The organism is Nocardioides sp. Leaf307 (assembly GCF_001423135.1).
Classification (GTDB): domain Bacteria; phylum Actinomycetota; class Actinomycetes; order Propionibacteriales; family Nocardioidaceae; genus Nocardioides; species Nocardioides kribbensis.
This window is the reverse complement of record NZ_LMNY01000001.1, coordinates 230,462-246,180: the sequence shown is the minus strand read 5'-3', so window position 1 is coordinate 246,180 and position 15,719 is coordinate 230,462. Positions and strand designations below refer to the sequence as shown.

Below are 15,719 nucleotides of genomic sequence, written 5' to 3'. Positions count from 1 at the left end.
CGGCGGGCACAGATTCTGGAGGTTTCGTGGACAACGACGTACTTCGTCAGGCCCCGCTCTTCAGCGCCCTCGACGACGAGGCGGCCTCCGCGCTGCGCGCCTCGATGACCGAGGGCCGGATGCGGCGCTCCGAGGTGCTCTTCCACGAGGGCGACTCCGGCGACAAGCTCTACATCGTGCTCGACGGCAAGGTGAAGCTCGGCCGCACCTCCTCCGACGGCCGCGAGAACCTCCTCGCCGTGCTCGGCCCCGGCCAGATGTTCGGCGAGCTGTCGCTCTTCGACCCCGGCCCGCGCTCGGCCACCGTCACCGCCGTCACCGACGTCACCTACGCCTCGCTCTCCCACGAGGACCTGCTGCGCTGGCTCGAGGGCCGCCCCGTCGTCGCCCGCGGCCTGCTCACCCAGCTGGCCGGGCGGCTGCGCAAGGCCAACGACGTCGTCGCCGACCTCGTCTTCTCCGACGTGCCCGGCCGCGTCGCCAAGGCGCTGCTCGACCTCGCCGACCGCTTCGGCCGCACCGCCGACGACGGCGTCCACGTGCACCACGACCTCACCCAGGAGGAGCTCGCCCAGCTGGTCGGCGCCTCCCGCGAGACGGTCAACAAGGCGCTCGCCGACTTCGCCTCCCGCGGCTGGCTGCGCCTGGAGCCCCGCTCCGTCGTCATCATGGACGTCGAGCGCCTCTCCCGCCGCGCCCGCTGACCCCCGCTCCACCCGCCCGCTGCTGCACCGATCACGCAATTGCGTGACGGCCCACGCGCCGCGGGCCGATCACGCAATTGCGTGACGGCCCACGCGCCGCGGGGCGCAATTGCGCCAGTTGAGCGACCACGGCGCGCTCCGTGCTGCGCGGACGGCGCAAAGCTCCGAGCGGCGGGCCGCGTCACGGGCGCAATTGCGCCGCCCGCGCACCTCAGGTGGGGAAGTGCCGCTTCCAGGTCTCGTCCAGAGGCGGCACGTCGGGCCAGCCGCGCTCGACCAGCTGGCGACGGATCCGCTCCAGCGTGCGGCCCGGCTCGACGAACAGTCCGGACGCGGTGACGACGAGGATCCGGTACCCCGCATCGTCGAGCTCCTCGCGGCGCACCAGGTCGGACTGCCACTGCCGCGCGTCGTCGGCGTGCTGTCGCCCGTCGTACTCGATGACGAGCCGCACCAGCTCGTAGCAGAGGTCGAAGCGCCGCCACCACGAGCCGTCGTCGTGGCGGAGCACCACGTTGACCGCGGGCTCGGGAAGCCCCGCGAGCACGATCAGCAGACGGGTACGTGTCTCCTGCGGGGAGTCGACGCCGTCGCGGACGTAGGCCGCCGCCTCGCGCGCCGCCGCGGCGTAGTACTCCGTGCTGCGGTCGCAGGCCGCCCGGAGCTGGGCCGCCGTGACACCGCGCTGCGCGACCAACGCATCACCGAGCACGACGAGGTCGAACAGGGCCAAGGACCCCGCGAGCTGGATGAACGTGACCACCGGCGGGGTGGCGCGCACGCCTCGCGCCGTCATCACCGCCCGACCACGACCGGTGACGTGGGTCTTCAGGCCCGGGCGCGGCCGTCGGTGGCAGGCCTTGACCACGGTGACGTGCTCGAAGGGGTGCTCGGGCACCGGGAGGCCCCAGAGCCTGGCGGCACTGAAGTGGCTGGCGTACGCCGACGCCGGGTGCAACGCCAGCGCGGCCCGGATGGGGGTGTCGTCGTCCACGGCCTCGGTGTGCACCCACACCGACCGCAGCACCTGCCGGTAGCACCGGCGGCGCAGCTCGACGACTGAGTGGCCGGCGGCCAGGAACGCCGCCGTCGTGAAGGGTCGCCCGAGGTCCAGGCCGGCCGGACCACCCGCCTCACGTCCGGAGGAGGCGTCGGGGTCAGGGCCGGGCGCGGAGGGTGGGGTCGATCGGTCCATGCGCTCTTCATGCCCACTCGGGCACGACCGCTCGTACGTCGTCCACAGCCCGACACCGCCATGGGGCACGGGGGACGCGCCGCTGCCGGCCTTTGCGCTGTTCCGACCCCCCGGGACACGCCCAGGGTGCCCAGACCACGCAAAGCCCGGCGGCGCTTCCGGCACGACCGCCGCAATTGCGCGACCGGCGTTCCCGGATCACGCAATTGCGCCGATCCGCCGGTCAGGCCGCGGGAAGCAGACCGGCGCCACGAGTCAGCGTCCGGGGCGGCTAACCCTGGCGCCCGTGCTCCAGGTAGGCCAGCTGGGCGCGCACGGACAGCTCGGCGGCCCCCCAGAGCACGGGGTCGACGTCGGCGTAGACGATCTCGACGACCCGGCGGGCGAGGTCGTCGGCGGCGCGCTCGGCGGGGGTGAGGGCGCGCAGCGCGTCCTCGACCTGCTCGAGGCGCGAGCGGCGGTGGGTGCGGTAGTGGTCGAGCACGGGCAGCGCCTGCTCGATGACCGGGCCGTGGCCGGGCCAGATCGCGGCGAGGTCGCGCTCGGAGGCCAGGGCGTGCAGCCGGTCGAGGGAGTCGAGGTAGGCACCGAGGCGGCCGTCGGGGTGGGCGACCACGGTCGTGCCGCGCCCCAGCACGGTGTCGCCGGTGAGCACGGCGGCCTCGGCGGACAGCCAAAAGGACAGCGAGTCGGCGGTGTGGCCGGGCGTCGCCACCACCCGCACCTCCAGGCCGTCGACCTCCACGACGTCGCCGTCGACGAGGCCCTCGGCGCCCAGGCAGAGCGCGGGGTCGAGGGCACGGACCCCGCAGCCCATCCGCTCGGCGAACTCGCGGGCCGCCTCGGCGTGGTCGTGGTGGTGGTGGGTCAGCAGCACCAGTCCGACCTCCCCCGCCGCCTCGGCGACGGCGTCGAGGTGGGAGGCGATCGACGGGCCGGGGTCGACGACGACCGCGCGGGAGGCGCCCGGCTCGCGCAGCACCCAGGTGTTGGTGCCGTCGAGGGTCATCAGGTCGGCGTTGGGCGCGAGCACGCAGCGGGCGCGCTCGCCGAAGGATCCCCCGGCCCACTCACCGAGCGGCACGACCACCGCTCACTCCCCCCGCTGGGCCCGTCGGGCGGCGACCAGCGGCCGCATCCGCTCGGGCATCGACAGCGTCCAGCCCTCGCCCAGCGGCTCGACGGTGGGGGTGAACATCGCGACCGAGCGCGACCCGGCCACGTGGAGCACCTCGTGCGGGTCGGCGTGGTCGCCGACCTCGAGGCAGGTGAGGTACGTCGGCGGCATCATCGCCAGCTCGCCGGCGTCGGCCCGGTCGGCGGCGACGCCGGCCGGCAGCCAGGTCACCGACGAGGACTCGCTCGACACGTCGCGGGTGCGCTGGCCCTCGGGCAGGAGCGCGACGAAGAACCATGTGCGGTAGCGGCGCGGCTCGAAGACCGGGGTCAGCCACGCGTCCCAGACGCCGAGCAGGTCGGTGCGCAGCACGAGCCCGCGGCGCGTCAGCAGGTCGGTGAGCGCGAGCTCGCGCGCCTCGAGGGCCACGCGGTCGGCCTCCCAGTCCGCCGAGGTGGTGTCGGCGACGACGTCGTCCACGGAGGGCCCGGCGAGCAGCACGCCCGACTCCTCGAAGGTCTCGCGCACCGCAGCGCAGACCAGGGCTCGCGCCTTGTCCTCGTCGCAGCCCAGCCGCTCGGCCCACTGCGCGGGTGTCGGTCCGGCCCAGGCGACCTCGGCGTCGAAGTCGCGGGGGTCGACCCCGCCGCCGGGGAAGACGGCCATGCCGCTGGCGAAGGCCATCGTGGCCTGGCGCCGCAGCAGGTAGACCTCCGGGCCCCGCTCCCCGCCCCGCAGCAGCACGACGGTGGCCGCGTCGCGCGGCTCGACCGGCTCGCGGCGGCCCGCGGCGTACTCCAGCGCCACGGTCGCGACCTCGTCGGGCAGCGGCACGGGCGGGAGCGGGATCCGCATCAGGGGGCCACTTCCACCATGATCTCGACCTCGACGGGGGCGTCCAGCGGCAGCACCGGCACCCCCACGGCGGAGCGGGCGTGCACGCCGGCGTCGCCGAACACCTCGCCGAGCAGCTCCGAGGCACCGTTGGCGACCTGGGGCTGGCCGGTGAAGTCGGGGGTGGAGGCCACGAAGGCGACGACCTTGACGACGCGCCTGACGCGCGAGAGGTCGCCGACCTCGGAGCGCACCGCGGCGATGGCGTTGAGCGCGCACTGCTGCGCGCAGGCGTAGGCCTCCTCCACGGTGACCTCGCCGCCGACCTTGCCGGTGGCCATGAGCTCGCCGCTGCGCATCGGTAGCTGCCCGGAGGTCAGCACCAGGTCGCCGGTGCGCACGACGGGCACGTAGACGGCCACGGGGGCGGCGACCTCGGGCACCGCCAGGCCCATCGCGGCCAGCCGCTCCTCGGGGGAGGTCCTCTGGGAGGTCACTGGGCGGGTCGCTTGAGGAAGGCGATCAGCCCGCCCTGGGCGTTGGTCTGGATGGTCACCAGCTCCCAGCCGTCCTGGCCGAAGTTGTTGAGCATGAGCGCTTCGTTGTGGAGCGGAATCGGCGCCACCTGGTACTCCCACTTGGTCATGCTCCGCACCCTACTCACGTCGCTGGGCCCGGACGGAGCACATGACCGGCACGAGCCCGATCGCGCCCGTTCCGACACCCGAGCCTGTGGTTTTACCTGCGAACGTCTTGACGATCGGACGTGACCTGCCTCACTCTCGTCCGGAGGCCACGGGGGGTGGCCCACCCTCGGCCGCTCCGGCCACTGCTCGAAGGAAGTCCACATGTTCCTCATCGCCGTGACGTCGTGCCCCACGGGCATCGCGCACACCTACATGGCCGCCGAGGCCCTGGAGACCGCCGCCCGCGAGGCCGGCCACGAGATCGTGGTCGAGACCCAGGGCGCCGGCGGCGCGGTGCGCGTCAGCCAGGCCGACCTCGACCGCGCCGACGCCGTCATCCTCGCCGCCGACGTCGAGGTGCGCGACAAGCACCGCTTCACCGGCCTGCCCACGGTCGTCTCCGGCGTCAAGCGCGGCATCAGCGACCCCGCCGGGCTCATCCGCGAGGCCGAGGCCGCCGCCCGCGCCGGGGTCCGCACGAGCACCGCCACGAGCACCGCCACCAGCACCGTGCCGGGCGCCGCCGCGGCGCCCGCGACGAAGGTCGAGGCCGGCGGGTCGGTCGGCTCGCGGGTGCGCCAGTGGCTGATGACGGGGGTCAGCTACATGATCCCCTTCGTCGCCGCCGGCGGCATCATGATCGCGCTCGGCTTCATGCTCGCCCGGATCGCCGGCGGCGACCAGGGCGCCGTCGAGGTCACCCAGATCCCCGTCACCGACCTCATCGCGGGCTTCGACCCCACCTCCGGCATGGAGTGGGCCGCGCTGCTCTTCCAGGGCGGCGTGGCGGCGTTCGGCTTCCTGGTCGCGGTGCTGGCGGGGTTCATCGCCTACGCGATCGCCGACCGACCCGGGCTCGCGCCGGGCTTCGTCGCCGGAGCCCTCTCCGGCGTCGTCGGCGCCGGCTTCCTCGGCGGCCTGGTCGGCGGCTTCGTGGCCGGCTTCCTCGCCCTGGGCATCAGCCGTCTGCGCGTGCCCAAGGCCGTCGCCAGCCTCATGCCCGTCGTGGTCACCCCGCTGCTGGCCACCTTCGCCACCACGGTCGTGATGCTGCTGGTGATCGGTCGCCCGCTGGCCAGCGTGCAGACCGGCCTCACCGACGGCCTCGACAGCCTCAGCGGCGGCTCGATCGCCGTGCTCGGCGTCGTGCTCGGCCTGATGATGGCCTTCGACATGGGCGGCCCCGTCAACAAGACCGCCTACGTCTTCGCCACCGGCGGCCTCACCGCCTCCGCCATCGCCGACTCCAGCGCCGCCCTGACCGTCATGGCCGTCGTGATGGCCGCCGGCATGACCCCGCCGCTGGGCCTCGCCCTGGCCACCGTCGTGCGCAAGCACCTCTTCACCGAGGCCGAGCGGGAGAACGGCAAGGCCGCCTGGCTGCTCGGCGCCTCCTTCATCACCGAGGGCGCGATCCCCTTCGCCGCCGCCGACCCGCTGCGGGTGATCCCCTCGATCATGGTCGGCTCGGGCGTCACCGGCGGCCTCGTCGCCGCCTTCGGCAGCAAGCTCGCCGCGCCCCACGGCGGCATCTGGGTCACCCCGCTCATCAGCGGCATCCCCGGCTACCTCGTGGCCGTCGTGGTCGGCACCCTCGTGACCGCCGCCCTGGTGGTCGTCTCCAAGTCGCTGGGCCGCGGCCGCCAGGCCGTGCGCACCGCCGACGAGGAGCTCGCCCTGGTCGCCTGACCGCGCGCCGTCGGCGCAGGTCGGCCCCACTCTCCGCGGGCCCCGGGAGCAGCCCTCCCGGGGTCCGTGGCACGTCCAGGCCCGGCGCTCACAGGAAGGGCAGGTACGGCGCGAGCACGCCACGCAGCTCGTTGAGCGCGAGTGCGGCGAAGAGCACCGCGCACAGCACCAGCAGCGAGTTGGAGAGCCAGCCGTTGCGCCACTGCTGCGGCACCTCGGTGTGCTCCAGCGCACCGTCGCGGCGCCGGTTGAGCAGCACCAGCAGAGTCACGGCGAGGAACGGCATGAAGAAGGCACCGAGCACGCCGTAGGCCAGGATCAGCCCCACCGGCCGGTCGAGCAGGAGCAGCAGCATCGGCGGGAAGGTCAGCCACAGCATGTAGGCGCGGAAGTACCGGCCACCGGTGCGGGTCGCCGGGTGGCCCGAGGGCAGGTCGCGCAGGTTGCCCCAGAAGTCGGCGAACATCAGGCTCACCCCGCTCCAGACCCCGATGAGCGAGGAGAACGACGAGGCCCAGAAGCCGACGAGGAACACGACGCCGAAGACCTCGCCGTAGCGGTCCTGCAGCACGTCGGCGAGCTGCACGAGGCCCTGGTCGCCGGAGTCGATGGCGATGCCGGCGGAGTAGAGCAGCTCCGCGCCGACGATCAGCATCGAGACCACGAAGATCCCGGTCACGGCGTAGGCCACGCCGTTGTCGATGCGCATGACCTTCATGAAGCGCGGGGTGTCCCAGCCCTTCTCGCGCAGCCAGTAGCCGTAGGCGGCCAGCGTGATGGTGCCGCCGACGCCGCCCGCGATGCCGAGCACGTTGATGACCGAGTCGTCGGGGAAGATCGGGCGCAGGCCGAGCACGACCTCGCCGAGGTTGGGCAGCGTCAGCACCGCCGCGCCCACCACGGCGACGAACATCATCGCGACGAAGACCGTGATCACCTTCTCGAAGGTGCGGTAGGAGCCGAGCCACACCAGCGCCAGGCCCACCAGCCCCGAGGCCACCGCGGTCCAGCGCAGCGACAGGTCGGGGAAGAGGGCCACCAGCGGCAGCGCCGTCGACGACATCGCCGTCGCGCCGTAGACCAGGCCCCAGACCACGATGTACGGCGCGAAGTACCAGGTCGTCCACCGGCCGAGGCTGCGCCAGCCCTCGAAGATGGTGCGCCCCGTGGCCAGCGAGTAGCGCCCGGCACCCTCGACGAGCACCACCTTGATCACCGCCCCCAGCACGGCCACCCACAGCAGCGTGTAGCCGAACTTCGAGCCGGCCACCAGGGTCGCCACCAGGTCGGCGGCACCGACGCCGGTGGCGGCCACCACCAGCCCCGGGCCGACCACCTTCCAGCGTGGCACCTGGTCGGCGGCGGGCGGGGCGGAGCCGGTGCGGTCCGCGGCGGTCATCGACGGGTCCCGAGAAGAGCCATCGCCCCATCATGTCCCACCCCTAGGGCGTCACACCTAGGGTTGCCCCGTGAGTGCGCAGAGGCGGCCGGACTGGCCGAAGGTCAGGCTGCACGTCGTGACCGGCAAGGGCGGCACCGGCAAGTCCACCGTGGCGGCGGCCCTCGCGCTCGCGCTGGCCTCCCACGGCAAGAACGTCCTCGTCTGCGAGGTCGAGGGACGCCAGGGCATCGCCCGGATGTTCGACGTCGACCCGCTGCCCTACGAGGAGGTCCGCGTCGCGACCGGGCTGAGCACCGACCGCGGCGCCGGCACCGTGCACGCGCTGCACATCGACCCGGAGTCGGCGCTGCTGGAGTACCTCGCGATGTACTACAAGCTCGGCCGCGCCGGCCGTGCCCTCGACCGCTTCGGGGTGGTGGAGTTCGCCACCACGATCGCCCCGGGCGTGCGCGACGTGCTGCTCACCGGCAAGGTCTACGAGGCCGTCGAGCGCAACAGCCGCAACAGGAACGCCATCACCTACGACGCCGTGGTGCTCGACGCCCCGCCGACGGGTCGCATCTCGCAGTTCCTCAACGTCAGCGACGAGCTGGCCGGCCTGGCCAAGGTCGGACCGATCAAGAACCAGTCCGACACGATGATGACCCTCTTCCGCTCCCCGCGCACCGCGGTCCACCTCGTCACCGTGCTCGAGGAGATGCCGGTGCAGGAGACCCACGACGGCATCGAGGAGCTGCGCCGCGACGGCCTCCCCGTCGGCGGCGTCGTGGTCAACATGGTGCGCCCCCGCGACATCGGCGACGACGACCTGGCGCTGGCCCGCGCCGACGGACTCGACCGCGACGCGCTGGCCGCCGACCTGGCCGAGGCCGGCCTGCCGGTGAGCGACCCGCTGCTCGACGGCCTGCTCCGCGTCGCCCACGACCACGCGGAGCGCCGCGCCCTCGAGGACGCCCAGCGCGCCCTCGTCGCCGACTTCGGCGTGCCGTCGTACGAGCTGCCGCGCCTGCCGGGCGGCGTCGACCTCGGCGGGCTCTACGAGCTGGCCGCAGCGCTGAAGGAACAGGGGATCGCATGACCCGCTCAGGACCCCGCGTCGGCCCGCTGGCCGGGCGCGCCTCCGCCGCCCCGCCCCTCGACGTCGACGCGCTGCTCGACGACACCACCACCGGCATCATCGTGTGCTGCGGCTCCGGCGGCGTCGGCAAGACGACCACCTCCGCCGCGCTCGCGCTGCGGGCCGCCGAACGCGGCCGGAAGGTGGTCGTGCTGACCATCGACCCCGCCCGGCGCCTGGCGCAGTCGATGGGCATCGAGGAGCTCGACAACACCCCGCGCCCGGTCACCGGCCTCGCGGAGGGCGCCACCGGGTCCCTCGACGCGATGATGCTGGACATGAAGCGCACCTTCGACGAGGTGGTCGAGAGCCAGGCCAGCCCGGAGAAGGCCCGCCAGATCCTGGAGAACCCCTTCTACGTCGCCCTCTCCAGCTCGTTCGCGGGCACGCAGGAGTACATGGCGATGGAGAAGCTGGGCCAGATCCACGCCGACGCCAAGCGCGACGGCACCTACGACCTCATCGTGGTCGACACCCCGCCCTCGCGCTCGGCGCTCGACTTCCTCGACGCGCCCGAGCGCCTCTCCAGCTTCCTCGACGGCCGCTTCATCCGGCTGATGCTGGCCCCGGCCAAGGGGCCGGCCCGGCTGATGACCGCGGGGCTCGGGATCGTCACCAACGCCCTCACCAAGATCCTCGGTGCTCAGGTGCTGCGCGACCTGCAGACCTTCGTGTCGGCGATCGACACCGTCTTCGGCGGCTTCCGCCAGCGGGCCCAGCGCACCTACGCCCTGCTGCAGGCCGAGGGCACGGCCTTCCTGGTCGTGGCGGCGCCCGAGCCCGACGCGCTGCGCGAGGCGGCGTACTTCGTCGAGCGGCTCAGCGGCGACCGCATGCCGCTGGCGGGCCTGGTCGTCAACCGCGCCAGCCCGGCCCCCGCCAGCGACCTGTCGGCCGACGAGGCCATGAGCGCGGCGGCCCGCCTGCGCGCGGGCCGCACCGAGGACGACCTCACCGCGGGCCTGCTGCGGCTGCACGCCGACCAGGTGCGCCTGGTCGAGCGCGAGGCCGGTCTGCGTGCCCGCTTCGCCGCGGCCCACCCCGGCGTCGCCACCGCCGTCGTGCCCGCCCTCGCGGGCGACGTGCACGACCTCGGCGGTCTGCGCCGCGTCGGCGAGCTGCTCGCCGAGGGCTAGGGCTGCGGGTCGGACGCCGGCGCCGTCACGTCGGCGCCGGGTCGGGCCTCAGACCGTGACGTCGGCGGTGCGGGGCGCGGCCACGGGGGCCGGTGCGGCCTGGGTGCGGGCGGCCTCGAGGACCGAGCGCCACGAGGCGTTCGGCCGACGGCGCAGGAGGGCGCGGCGCTCACGCTCGGTCATGCCGCCCCAGACTCCCCACTCGATCTGGTTGTCCAGGGCCTCGGCGAGGCACTCGGTGCGCACGGGGCACCCGGCGCACAGCTGCTTGGCCTTGTTCTGCTCGGCCCCACGGACGAACAGCTGATCCGGCTGCGCGGCCCGGCAGGCGGCGCGCGGCGTCCAGTCTTCAACCCACATGATGATGTCCCCACATCGTCCGAGAGCAGGTGTGGCGTCCCCATGACGCACGATCCTGTGATCTCTTGGGTACAAGTTAAGGAACCGGGGCCGGCAGCGGACAGACTCGTTGAGGTCGAGCCGCATAGTCCGAAATGACTACTCTCCCATAGCCGGGTTTCGCTGGGGCCTGGAGGCCTCCCGTACCCTGGCGGCATGTCTGAACCGCGCAGTGACCGTCTCTCCAGCGGCCGGGTGCTCACCCACCTGGGTGTGATGGTCGCCGTGTCGGCCGTCCTCGGCGTCGTCGTCGCCGGGCTCGCCATCCCGTTCGCCGGCGTCCTGGGCATCAGCGCCCGCAACGTCGCCGAGACCATGGACAGCCTGCCCGCCGAGCTCGAGACCGAGCAGCTGGCCCAGAAGACCGAGATCACCGACGTCGAGGGCAACGTCATCGCGACGCTCTACGACCAGAACCGCGTCGAGGTCCCGCTGAGCCAGATCTCGCGCAAGATGGTGAAGTCGATCATCGCCATCGAGGACTCGCGGTTCTACCAGCACGGCGCCCTCGACGTGCGCGGCACCCTGCGCGCCTTCGTGACCAACCAGGCCAACGACGGCAACGTCCAGGGCGGGTCCTCGATCACCCAGCAGCTGGTCAAGCAGACCCTGCTGACGCAGGCCAAGACCAAGAAGCAGCGTGCCGCGGCCATCGACGACAGCTACGCCCGCAAGATCCGCGAGCTGCGCTACGCCATCGCCCTGGAGCAGCGCCACAGCAAGGACTGGATCCTCGAGCGCTACCTCAACATCGCCTACTTCGGCGACGGCGCCTACGGCATCCAGGCCGCGGCCAAGCACTACTTCGACGTCAACGCCAAGCAGCTCAACTACCCCCAGTCGGCGATGCTGGCCGGCCTGGTCAAGAGCCCCGACGGCTACGACCCCACCAACTCCCCCGACCGCGCCATCGAGCGCCGCAACGTCGTGCTCGACCGGATGGCGGAGCTCTCGGTGATCCCCGGGACCAAGGCCGACCGGCTCAAGGACACCCCGCTGCGGCTCAAGGTCACCAACACGCCCAACGGCTGCGTCTCGACCGTCGCCCCCTTCTTCTGCGACTACGTCGTCAACTACCTCATGGAGGACCCGGCGCTGGGCGACACCCGTCGCGAGCGCAAGGACATGCTGCTCTCGGGGGGCCTGCGGATCCGCACCACCCTCGACCAGAGCTTCCAGGAGGCCGCCGACGCCTCGGTCGCCAGCCACGTCTACCCGACCGACACCGCCATCGGCGGCCTGGCCATGGTCGAGCCGCGCACCGGCAACGTCCGCGCCATCGCGCAGTCGCGGCCCATGGGCGACGACATGGCCGCCGGCGAGACCTACCTCAACTACGCCGTCAACGAGAAGTACGGCGACTCCGCCGGCTTCCAGGGCGGCTCCACCTTCAAGGCCTTCGTGCTGGCCGCGGCGGTCGAGGACGGCATCCCGCTCACCGAGACCATCTACTCCCCGCCGACCATCTCGATCAGCGAGTCGGCCTTCGAGGACTGCGACGGCGAGCCCTACGGCTACGGCACGTGGTCTCCGAGCAACTCCACCGACTCGGGCACCATGAACCTCATCACCGGCACCCAGCTGTCGGTCAACACCTTCTACGCCCAGCTCGAGGCCCGCACCGGCATCTGCCAGCCCTTCGAGCTGGCCCAGTCGATGGGCCTCGACCTCGACAACCCCACCGGCGACGAGTTCGGCAACGGCGCCGAGCGCGTGCCCTCCTTCACCCTGGGCAGCCCCAACGTCAGCCCCCTGGAGATGGCCGAGGCCTACGCCACTTTCGCCGGCCGCGGCCTGCACTGCGACGCCCGCCCCGTCACCGCGATCGAGGACCTGCGGGGCAACCTGCTCAAGGAGTACCCCTCCTCGTGCGACCAGGTGATGGAGGCCTCGACGGCCGACGCCGTCAACTCGGTGCTGCGCGGCGTCATCGAGGGCGGCTTCGCCTCCGCCGAGGCGCTCGACTCGCCCGCGGCGGGCAAGACCGGCACCACCCAGGACGGCAAGTCGGTGTGGTTCGTCGGCTACACCCCCAAGCTCGCCACGGCCGCCATGATCGCCGGTGCCAACGACGTGGGCACGCCGGTCAGCCTCAGCTACCAGACCGTCGGCGGCACCTACATCTCCGCGGCCTCCGGCTCCGGCGTGGCCGGGCCGATGTGGGGTGACGCCATGAAGGCCGTCGACGACCAGCTCGACGACGACAACTTCGTCGCTCCCTCCGGCACCGACGTGGAGGGCGTGCTCACCACCATCCCCGACGTCGCGGGCCTGTCGCTGACCGAGGCGCAGAGCCAGCTGTCCTCGGCCGGGTTCGGCTACACCTACGGCGGCTACCGCGATACCGGCTACGCCGCCGACTCGGTCGCCTACACCTACCCCAGCGGCGGCGAGTCGGCTCCCTCCGGCACCGCGATCACCATCTACCAGTCCACCGGGGTCGTGCCCCAGCCCGTCGCTCCCTCGACCCCCCAGGGCGGCGGAGGCGGCGGCAACGGCGGTGGCAACGGCGGCGGCGGTGACGCGGGCGGCAACGGCAACGGCAACGGCAACGGTCGGGGCGGCGGCAACGGCGGCGGTCGCGGCAACTGACCGCACCACCCCCTGACGCACGAAGGCCCGCTCCCTGGAGGGAGCGGGCCTTCGTCGTGCGGGGGGTCAGGCGCCGAGCTGACGGCGCACCTCCGCGGCGACCGCGCCGCCGTCGGCACGGCCCTTGACCTGCGGCTGCACGAGGCCCATGACCTTGCCCATGGCGCGCATGCCCTCACCGGCCGCGCCGGTCTGCGCGACCGCGGCCGAGACGATCTCGGCGACCTCGGCGTCGGTGAGCTGCTCGGGCAGGTAGTCGGCGATGACCTCGGCCTCGGCCCGCTCCTTGGCGGCCATCTCGTCGCGGCCGCCGTCGGCGAAGGCGGTCGCCGCCTCGCGGCGCTTCTTGGCCTCGCTGGTCAGCACCCCCACGACGTCGTCGTCGGTGAGCTCGCGGGCCTGCTTGCCGGCGACCTCGGCGTTGGTGAGGGCGCTCAGCACCATGCGCAGGGTGGAGGAGCGCACCTCGTCGCGGGCCTTGATGGCGGTGGTCAGGTCGGCACGGAGACGGTCCTTGAGGGCGGGCATGAGGCCCATTGTGGCAGCCTGGGCCGGTGCTCCTCACCCGCATCGCGCCCCACCTCCTCACCGGGGCGGCAGCGGCCGCCGCGACCGGCGCGGCCCTCACGGCGTACGCCGCCTCGGAGGCGCGGGCCTACACCCTGCGCCGCGTCGAGGTCCCGCTGCTGCCGGCCGGCCACGAGCCGCTGCGCGTGCTCCACCTCTCCGACCTGCACATGACCCCGGGCCAGCGCCGCAAGCAGGAGTGGCTGGCCGGCCTGGCCGAGCTGCGCCCCGACCTCGTGGTGGACACCGGTGACAACCTCTCCCACCGCGACGCGGTGCCCGTCGTGCGCGACGCCCTCGGAGCGCTGCTCGACGTGCCGGGCGTCTTCGTGCACGGCTCCAACGACTACTTCGAGCCGAGCCTGCGCAACCCCCTGCGCTACCTCCTGCCCGACGACGGCCGACGCGCCACCCACACCCCGCAGCTGCCCTGGCGCGAGCTGTCGGCCACCTTCACCGGGCGGGGCTGGCTCGACCTCACCAACACCCGCGGCGCCCTCACCGTGCGCGGCACCCGGCTCGCCTTCGCCGGGGTCGACGACCCCCACCTCGGCTACGACCGCCTCGACGCGGTCTCCGGCCCCGCCGACCCCGGCGCCGACGTGCGCATCGGTGTCACCCACGCCCCCTACCTGCGCGTCCTCGACCACTTCTCGGCCCAGGGGCACGACCTGGTCCTCGCCGGTCACACCCACGGCGGCCAGGTGTGCCTGCCCGGAGGTCGGGCGCTGGCCACCAACTGCGACCTCGAGCCGGCCCGGGCCCGCGGGCTGCACCGTCACCCCGCCGACTCCCGCGACGGCGACCCGGGCTCGGCGTGGATGCACGTGTGCGCCGGCCTCGGCACCAACCCCTACGTGCGGCTGCGCCTGGCCTGCCGCCCCGAGGCCACGCTGCTCACCCTGGTGCCGCGCGCTCCCGCTGACCGGCGCCGCTGACCGGGGCCGGTGACCAGGACCGCTGACCAGGGTCCGGACCACCCCTCGGCCGATTGGGGGCCGCAGGAGCGGCTCGGGTATGCTCCCGTGCTTGTGAGCCCGGCATCGCCGGTGGTCACGATCGGGCTGTGGCGCAGCTTGGTAGCGCGCCTCGTTCGGGACGAGGAGGCCGCAGGTTCAAATCCTGTCAGCCCGACCATCAGGGCCCGGATCCACCAGGATCCGGGCCCTTCGTGGTCCCGGGACCCGAGGGTGCCGGTGAGCGCGGCGACGATCGGGGCGAGGAGTGCTGGCGCGCGCCCCGCGGACCCGCGGACGCGACCCGCCGCTGCGTGTCAGACTGGCCGCATGCCAGACGAGCAGCAGCGACCCGAGGCGCCGTCGCTGGAGGTGCCGTCCTTCGGGCTCAAGCGTCGCCGCAAGCGTGACGCCGCCCCGCCGGAGGAGCCTCCCACCTCGCGTCCCGTCGACAGCGGCCCCGCGGCGCCCGCGGACACCTCCGACGCCGCGCGCACCGCCCCGCTGCCGGTCGTCGAGACCCCGCAGCCGCCGCCCGCCCGCGGCACCGCCCCGGCGGTCCCTGCCCCGCCGTCGGCCCCCGGGGCGGACGAGGCTCCCCGCGGCCGCCGCTTCGGCCGGGCCGGCAGGTCCGAGCGCTCCACGGGCGGCGCGGCGCCGAGCCAGGCGCCGGGCAGCGCGCCGTCCGCCGTCGCCCCTCCGGCTCCTGCCCCGACCCCGGCTGCGACCCCGACTCCCTCCGCGGCCCCCAGGCCCGCCGCCGCTCAGGCGGCGCCCACGGCTCCCACCCCGGCCGCCGCTCCTGCGGCCGCGGTCGCGGTCGGCGTCGCCGACGAGCCCCGGCCCACGGCGCCCCGTCCGGGTCTGGGCACGGCCCTGGAGGCCGTGAGCGGGCCCGTGGCGGCCGCGGTCACCGGTCTGGTCGTCGGCATCGTCACCGTGGCCCTGACGACCCTGGCCCTGGCCGGCTGCGAGGCCGTGCGCGGCACCTCGACCTGCGGCCGACCCGGCTTCCTGGCGCTGCTGGCCATCATGGCGGCGATGGTGGTGCTGGGCACGGCCCTGCTGCGCCTCTTCCGCGTCGGCGACGCCGGGAGCACGAGCTTCCTGGCCATCGGCCTGCTCGGCGTGGTGAGCCTGCTCTTCCTCGTCGACAGCCTGCTGGAGTGGTGGATGGTGCTCGTCATCCCGCTGGTCACCGGCGTGACCTACCTGTTCTCCCACTGGGTCACCACGCTGATCGAACCCGACGACTGAGCTGTTCGCAGACGCCACGAGGGGCGGCACGGTCCGGTGGACCGTGCCGCCCCTCGTGCGTGGTGCGT

General features: G+C 73.6%; 15 protein-coding genes and 1 tRNA gene. 8 read left to right on the top strand and 8 right to left on the bottom strand.

What is annotated here, in order from left to right:
• Positions 1-26: 26 nt before the first annotated feature.
• Entirely contained in the window at positions 27-704 is a 678-nt protein-coding gene (locus ASF50_RS01050; protein WP_056863171.1) for a Crp/Fnr family transcriptional regulator, read from the top strand.
• A 211-nt stretch (positions 705-915) separates the two neighbouring features.
• On the opposite strand, the gene ASF50_RS01045 is transcribed toward ASF50_RS01050, so the two are convergent.
• From ASF50_RS01045 to ASF50_RS19360, 5 genes are all read right to left on the bottom strand, one after another.
• Positions 916-1,899, bottom strand: coding sequence for a DUF559 domain-containing protein (locus ASF50_RS01045; RefSeq protein WP_056903213.1), 984 nt, complete (start codon positions 1,897-1,899; stop codon positions 916-918).
• Positions 1,900-2,170: 271 nt separating this feature from the next.
• Complete coding sequence (locus ASF50_RS01040) at positions 2,171-2,983, bottom strand: MBL fold metallo-hydrolase (protein ID WP_321163131.1); 813 nt, start codon at positions 2,981-2,983, stop codon at positions 2,171-2,173.
• A 9-nt stretch (positions 2,984-2,992) separates the two neighbouring features.
• Positions 2,993-3,871 carry an NUDIX hydrolase gene (locus ASF50_RS01035; RefSeq protein ID WP_082502627.1) on the bottom strand — a complete coding sequence of 293 codons (879 nt, stop codon included), beginning with the start codon at positions 3,869-3,871 and terminating at the stop codon, positions 2,993-2,995.
• Positions 3,871-4,347: a RidA family protein gene (locus ASF50_RS01030; RefSeq protein WP_268778344.1), complete on the bottom strand. Its 477-nt coding sequence runs from the start codon at positions 4,345-4,347 to the stop codon at positions 3,871-3,873. Before ASF50_RS01030 ends, ASF50_RS01035 begins: the two co-directional genes overlap by 1 nt.
• Complete coding sequence (locus ASF50_RS19360; protein ID WP_165699027.1) at positions 4,344-4,496, bottom strand: hypothetical protein; 153 nt, start codon at positions 4,494-4,496, stop codon at positions 4,344-4,346. Before ASF50_RS19360 ends, ASF50_RS01030 begins: the two co-directional genes overlap by 4 nt.
• Positions 4,497-4,698: 202 nt before the next feature.
• On the opposite strand from ASF50_RS19360, the gene ASF50_RS01025 reads away from it, so the two are divergent.
• Positions 4,699-6,225: a PTS fructose transporter subunit IIC gene (locus ASF50_RS01025; protein WP_056863168.1), complete on the top strand. Its 1,527-nt coding sequence runs from the start codon at positions 4,699-4,701 to the stop codon at positions 6,223-6,225.
• 88 nt (positions 6,226-6,313) lie between these two features.
• On the opposite strand, the gene ASF50_RS01020 is transcribed toward ASF50_RS01025, so the two are convergent.
• Positions 6,314-7,624: an Nramp family divalent metal transporter gene (locus ASF50_RS01020; RefSeq protein ID WP_056903211.1), complete on the bottom strand. Its 1,311-nt coding sequence runs from the start codon at positions 7,622-7,624 to the stop codon at positions 6,314-6,316.
• Between the two features lie 70 nt (positions 7,625-7,694).
• Between ASF50_RS01020 and ASF50_RS01015 the strand changes: the two genes are divergently transcribed.
• Together ASF50_RS01015 and ASF50_RS01010 are read left to right on the top strand one after the other, a co-directional pair.
• On the top strand, positions 7,695-8,705 hold the full coding sequence (locus tag ASF50_RS01015) for an ArsA family ATPase (protein ID WP_056903210.1): 1,011 nt from the start codon (positions 7,695-7,697) through the stop codon (positions 8,703-8,705).
• A complete protein-coding gene (locus ASF50_RS01010) occupies positions 8,702-9,880 on the top strand; it encodes an ArsA family ATPase (RefSeq protein ID WP_056903209.1) in 1,179 nt (392 codons plus the stop codon). The genes ASF50_RS01015 and ASF50_RS01010 overlap by 4 nt, the downstream gene beginning before the upstream one ends.
• 48 nt (positions 9,881-9,928) lie before the next feature.
• Here ASF50_RS01010 and ASF50_RS18265 read toward each other — a convergent pair whose 3' ends face one another.
• Positions 9,929-10,243 (bottom strand): WhiB family transcriptional regulator, encoded by a 315-nt coding sequence (locus ASF50_RS18265; RefSeq protein WP_193666101.1) that lies wholly within the window; start codon positions 10,241-10,243, stop codon positions 9,929-9,931.
• A gap of 192 nt (positions 10,244-10,435) precedes the next feature.
• Here ASF50_RS18265 and ASF50_RS01000 point away from each other — a divergent pair, with 192 nt between their 5' ends.
• Positions 10,436-12,871 (top strand): penicillin-binding protein, encoded by a 2,436-nt coding sequence (locus tag ASF50_RS01000; protein WP_056903208.1) that lies wholly within the window; start codon positions 10,436-10,438, stop codon positions 12,869-12,871.
• A gap of 66 nt (positions 12,872-12,937) precedes the next feature.
• Here ASF50_RS01000 and ASF50_RS00995 read toward each other — a convergent pair whose 3' ends face one another.
• Positions 12,938-13,399 carry a GatB/YqeY domain-containing protein gene (locus ASF50_RS00995; RefSeq protein ID WP_056904165.1) on the bottom strand — a complete coding sequence of 154 codons (462 nt, stop codon included), beginning with the start codon at positions 13,397-13,399 and terminating at the stop codon, positions 12,938-12,940.
• 26 nt (positions 13,400-13,425) lie between these two features.
• On the opposite strand from ASF50_RS00995, the gene ASF50_RS00990 reads away from it, so the two are divergent.
• From ASF50_RS00990 to ASF50_RS00980, 3 genes are all read left to right on the top strand, one after another.
• Positions 13,426-14,376, top strand: coding sequence for a metallophosphoesterase (locus tag ASF50_RS00990; protein WP_235557513.1), 951 nt, complete (start codon positions 13,426-13,428; stop codon positions 14,374-14,376).
• 122 nt (positions 14,377-14,498) lie between these two features.
• Positions 14,499-14,575: transfer RNA gene (locus ASF50_RS00985), tRNA-Pro, on the top strand.
• A gap of 149 nt (positions 14,576-14,724) precedes the next feature.
• A complete protein-coding gene (locus ASF50_RS00980) occupies positions 14,725-15,651 on the top strand; it encodes a hypothetical protein (protein ID WP_056903207.1) in 927 nt (308 codons plus the stop codon).
• Positions 15,652-15,719: the final 68 nt, after the last annotated feature.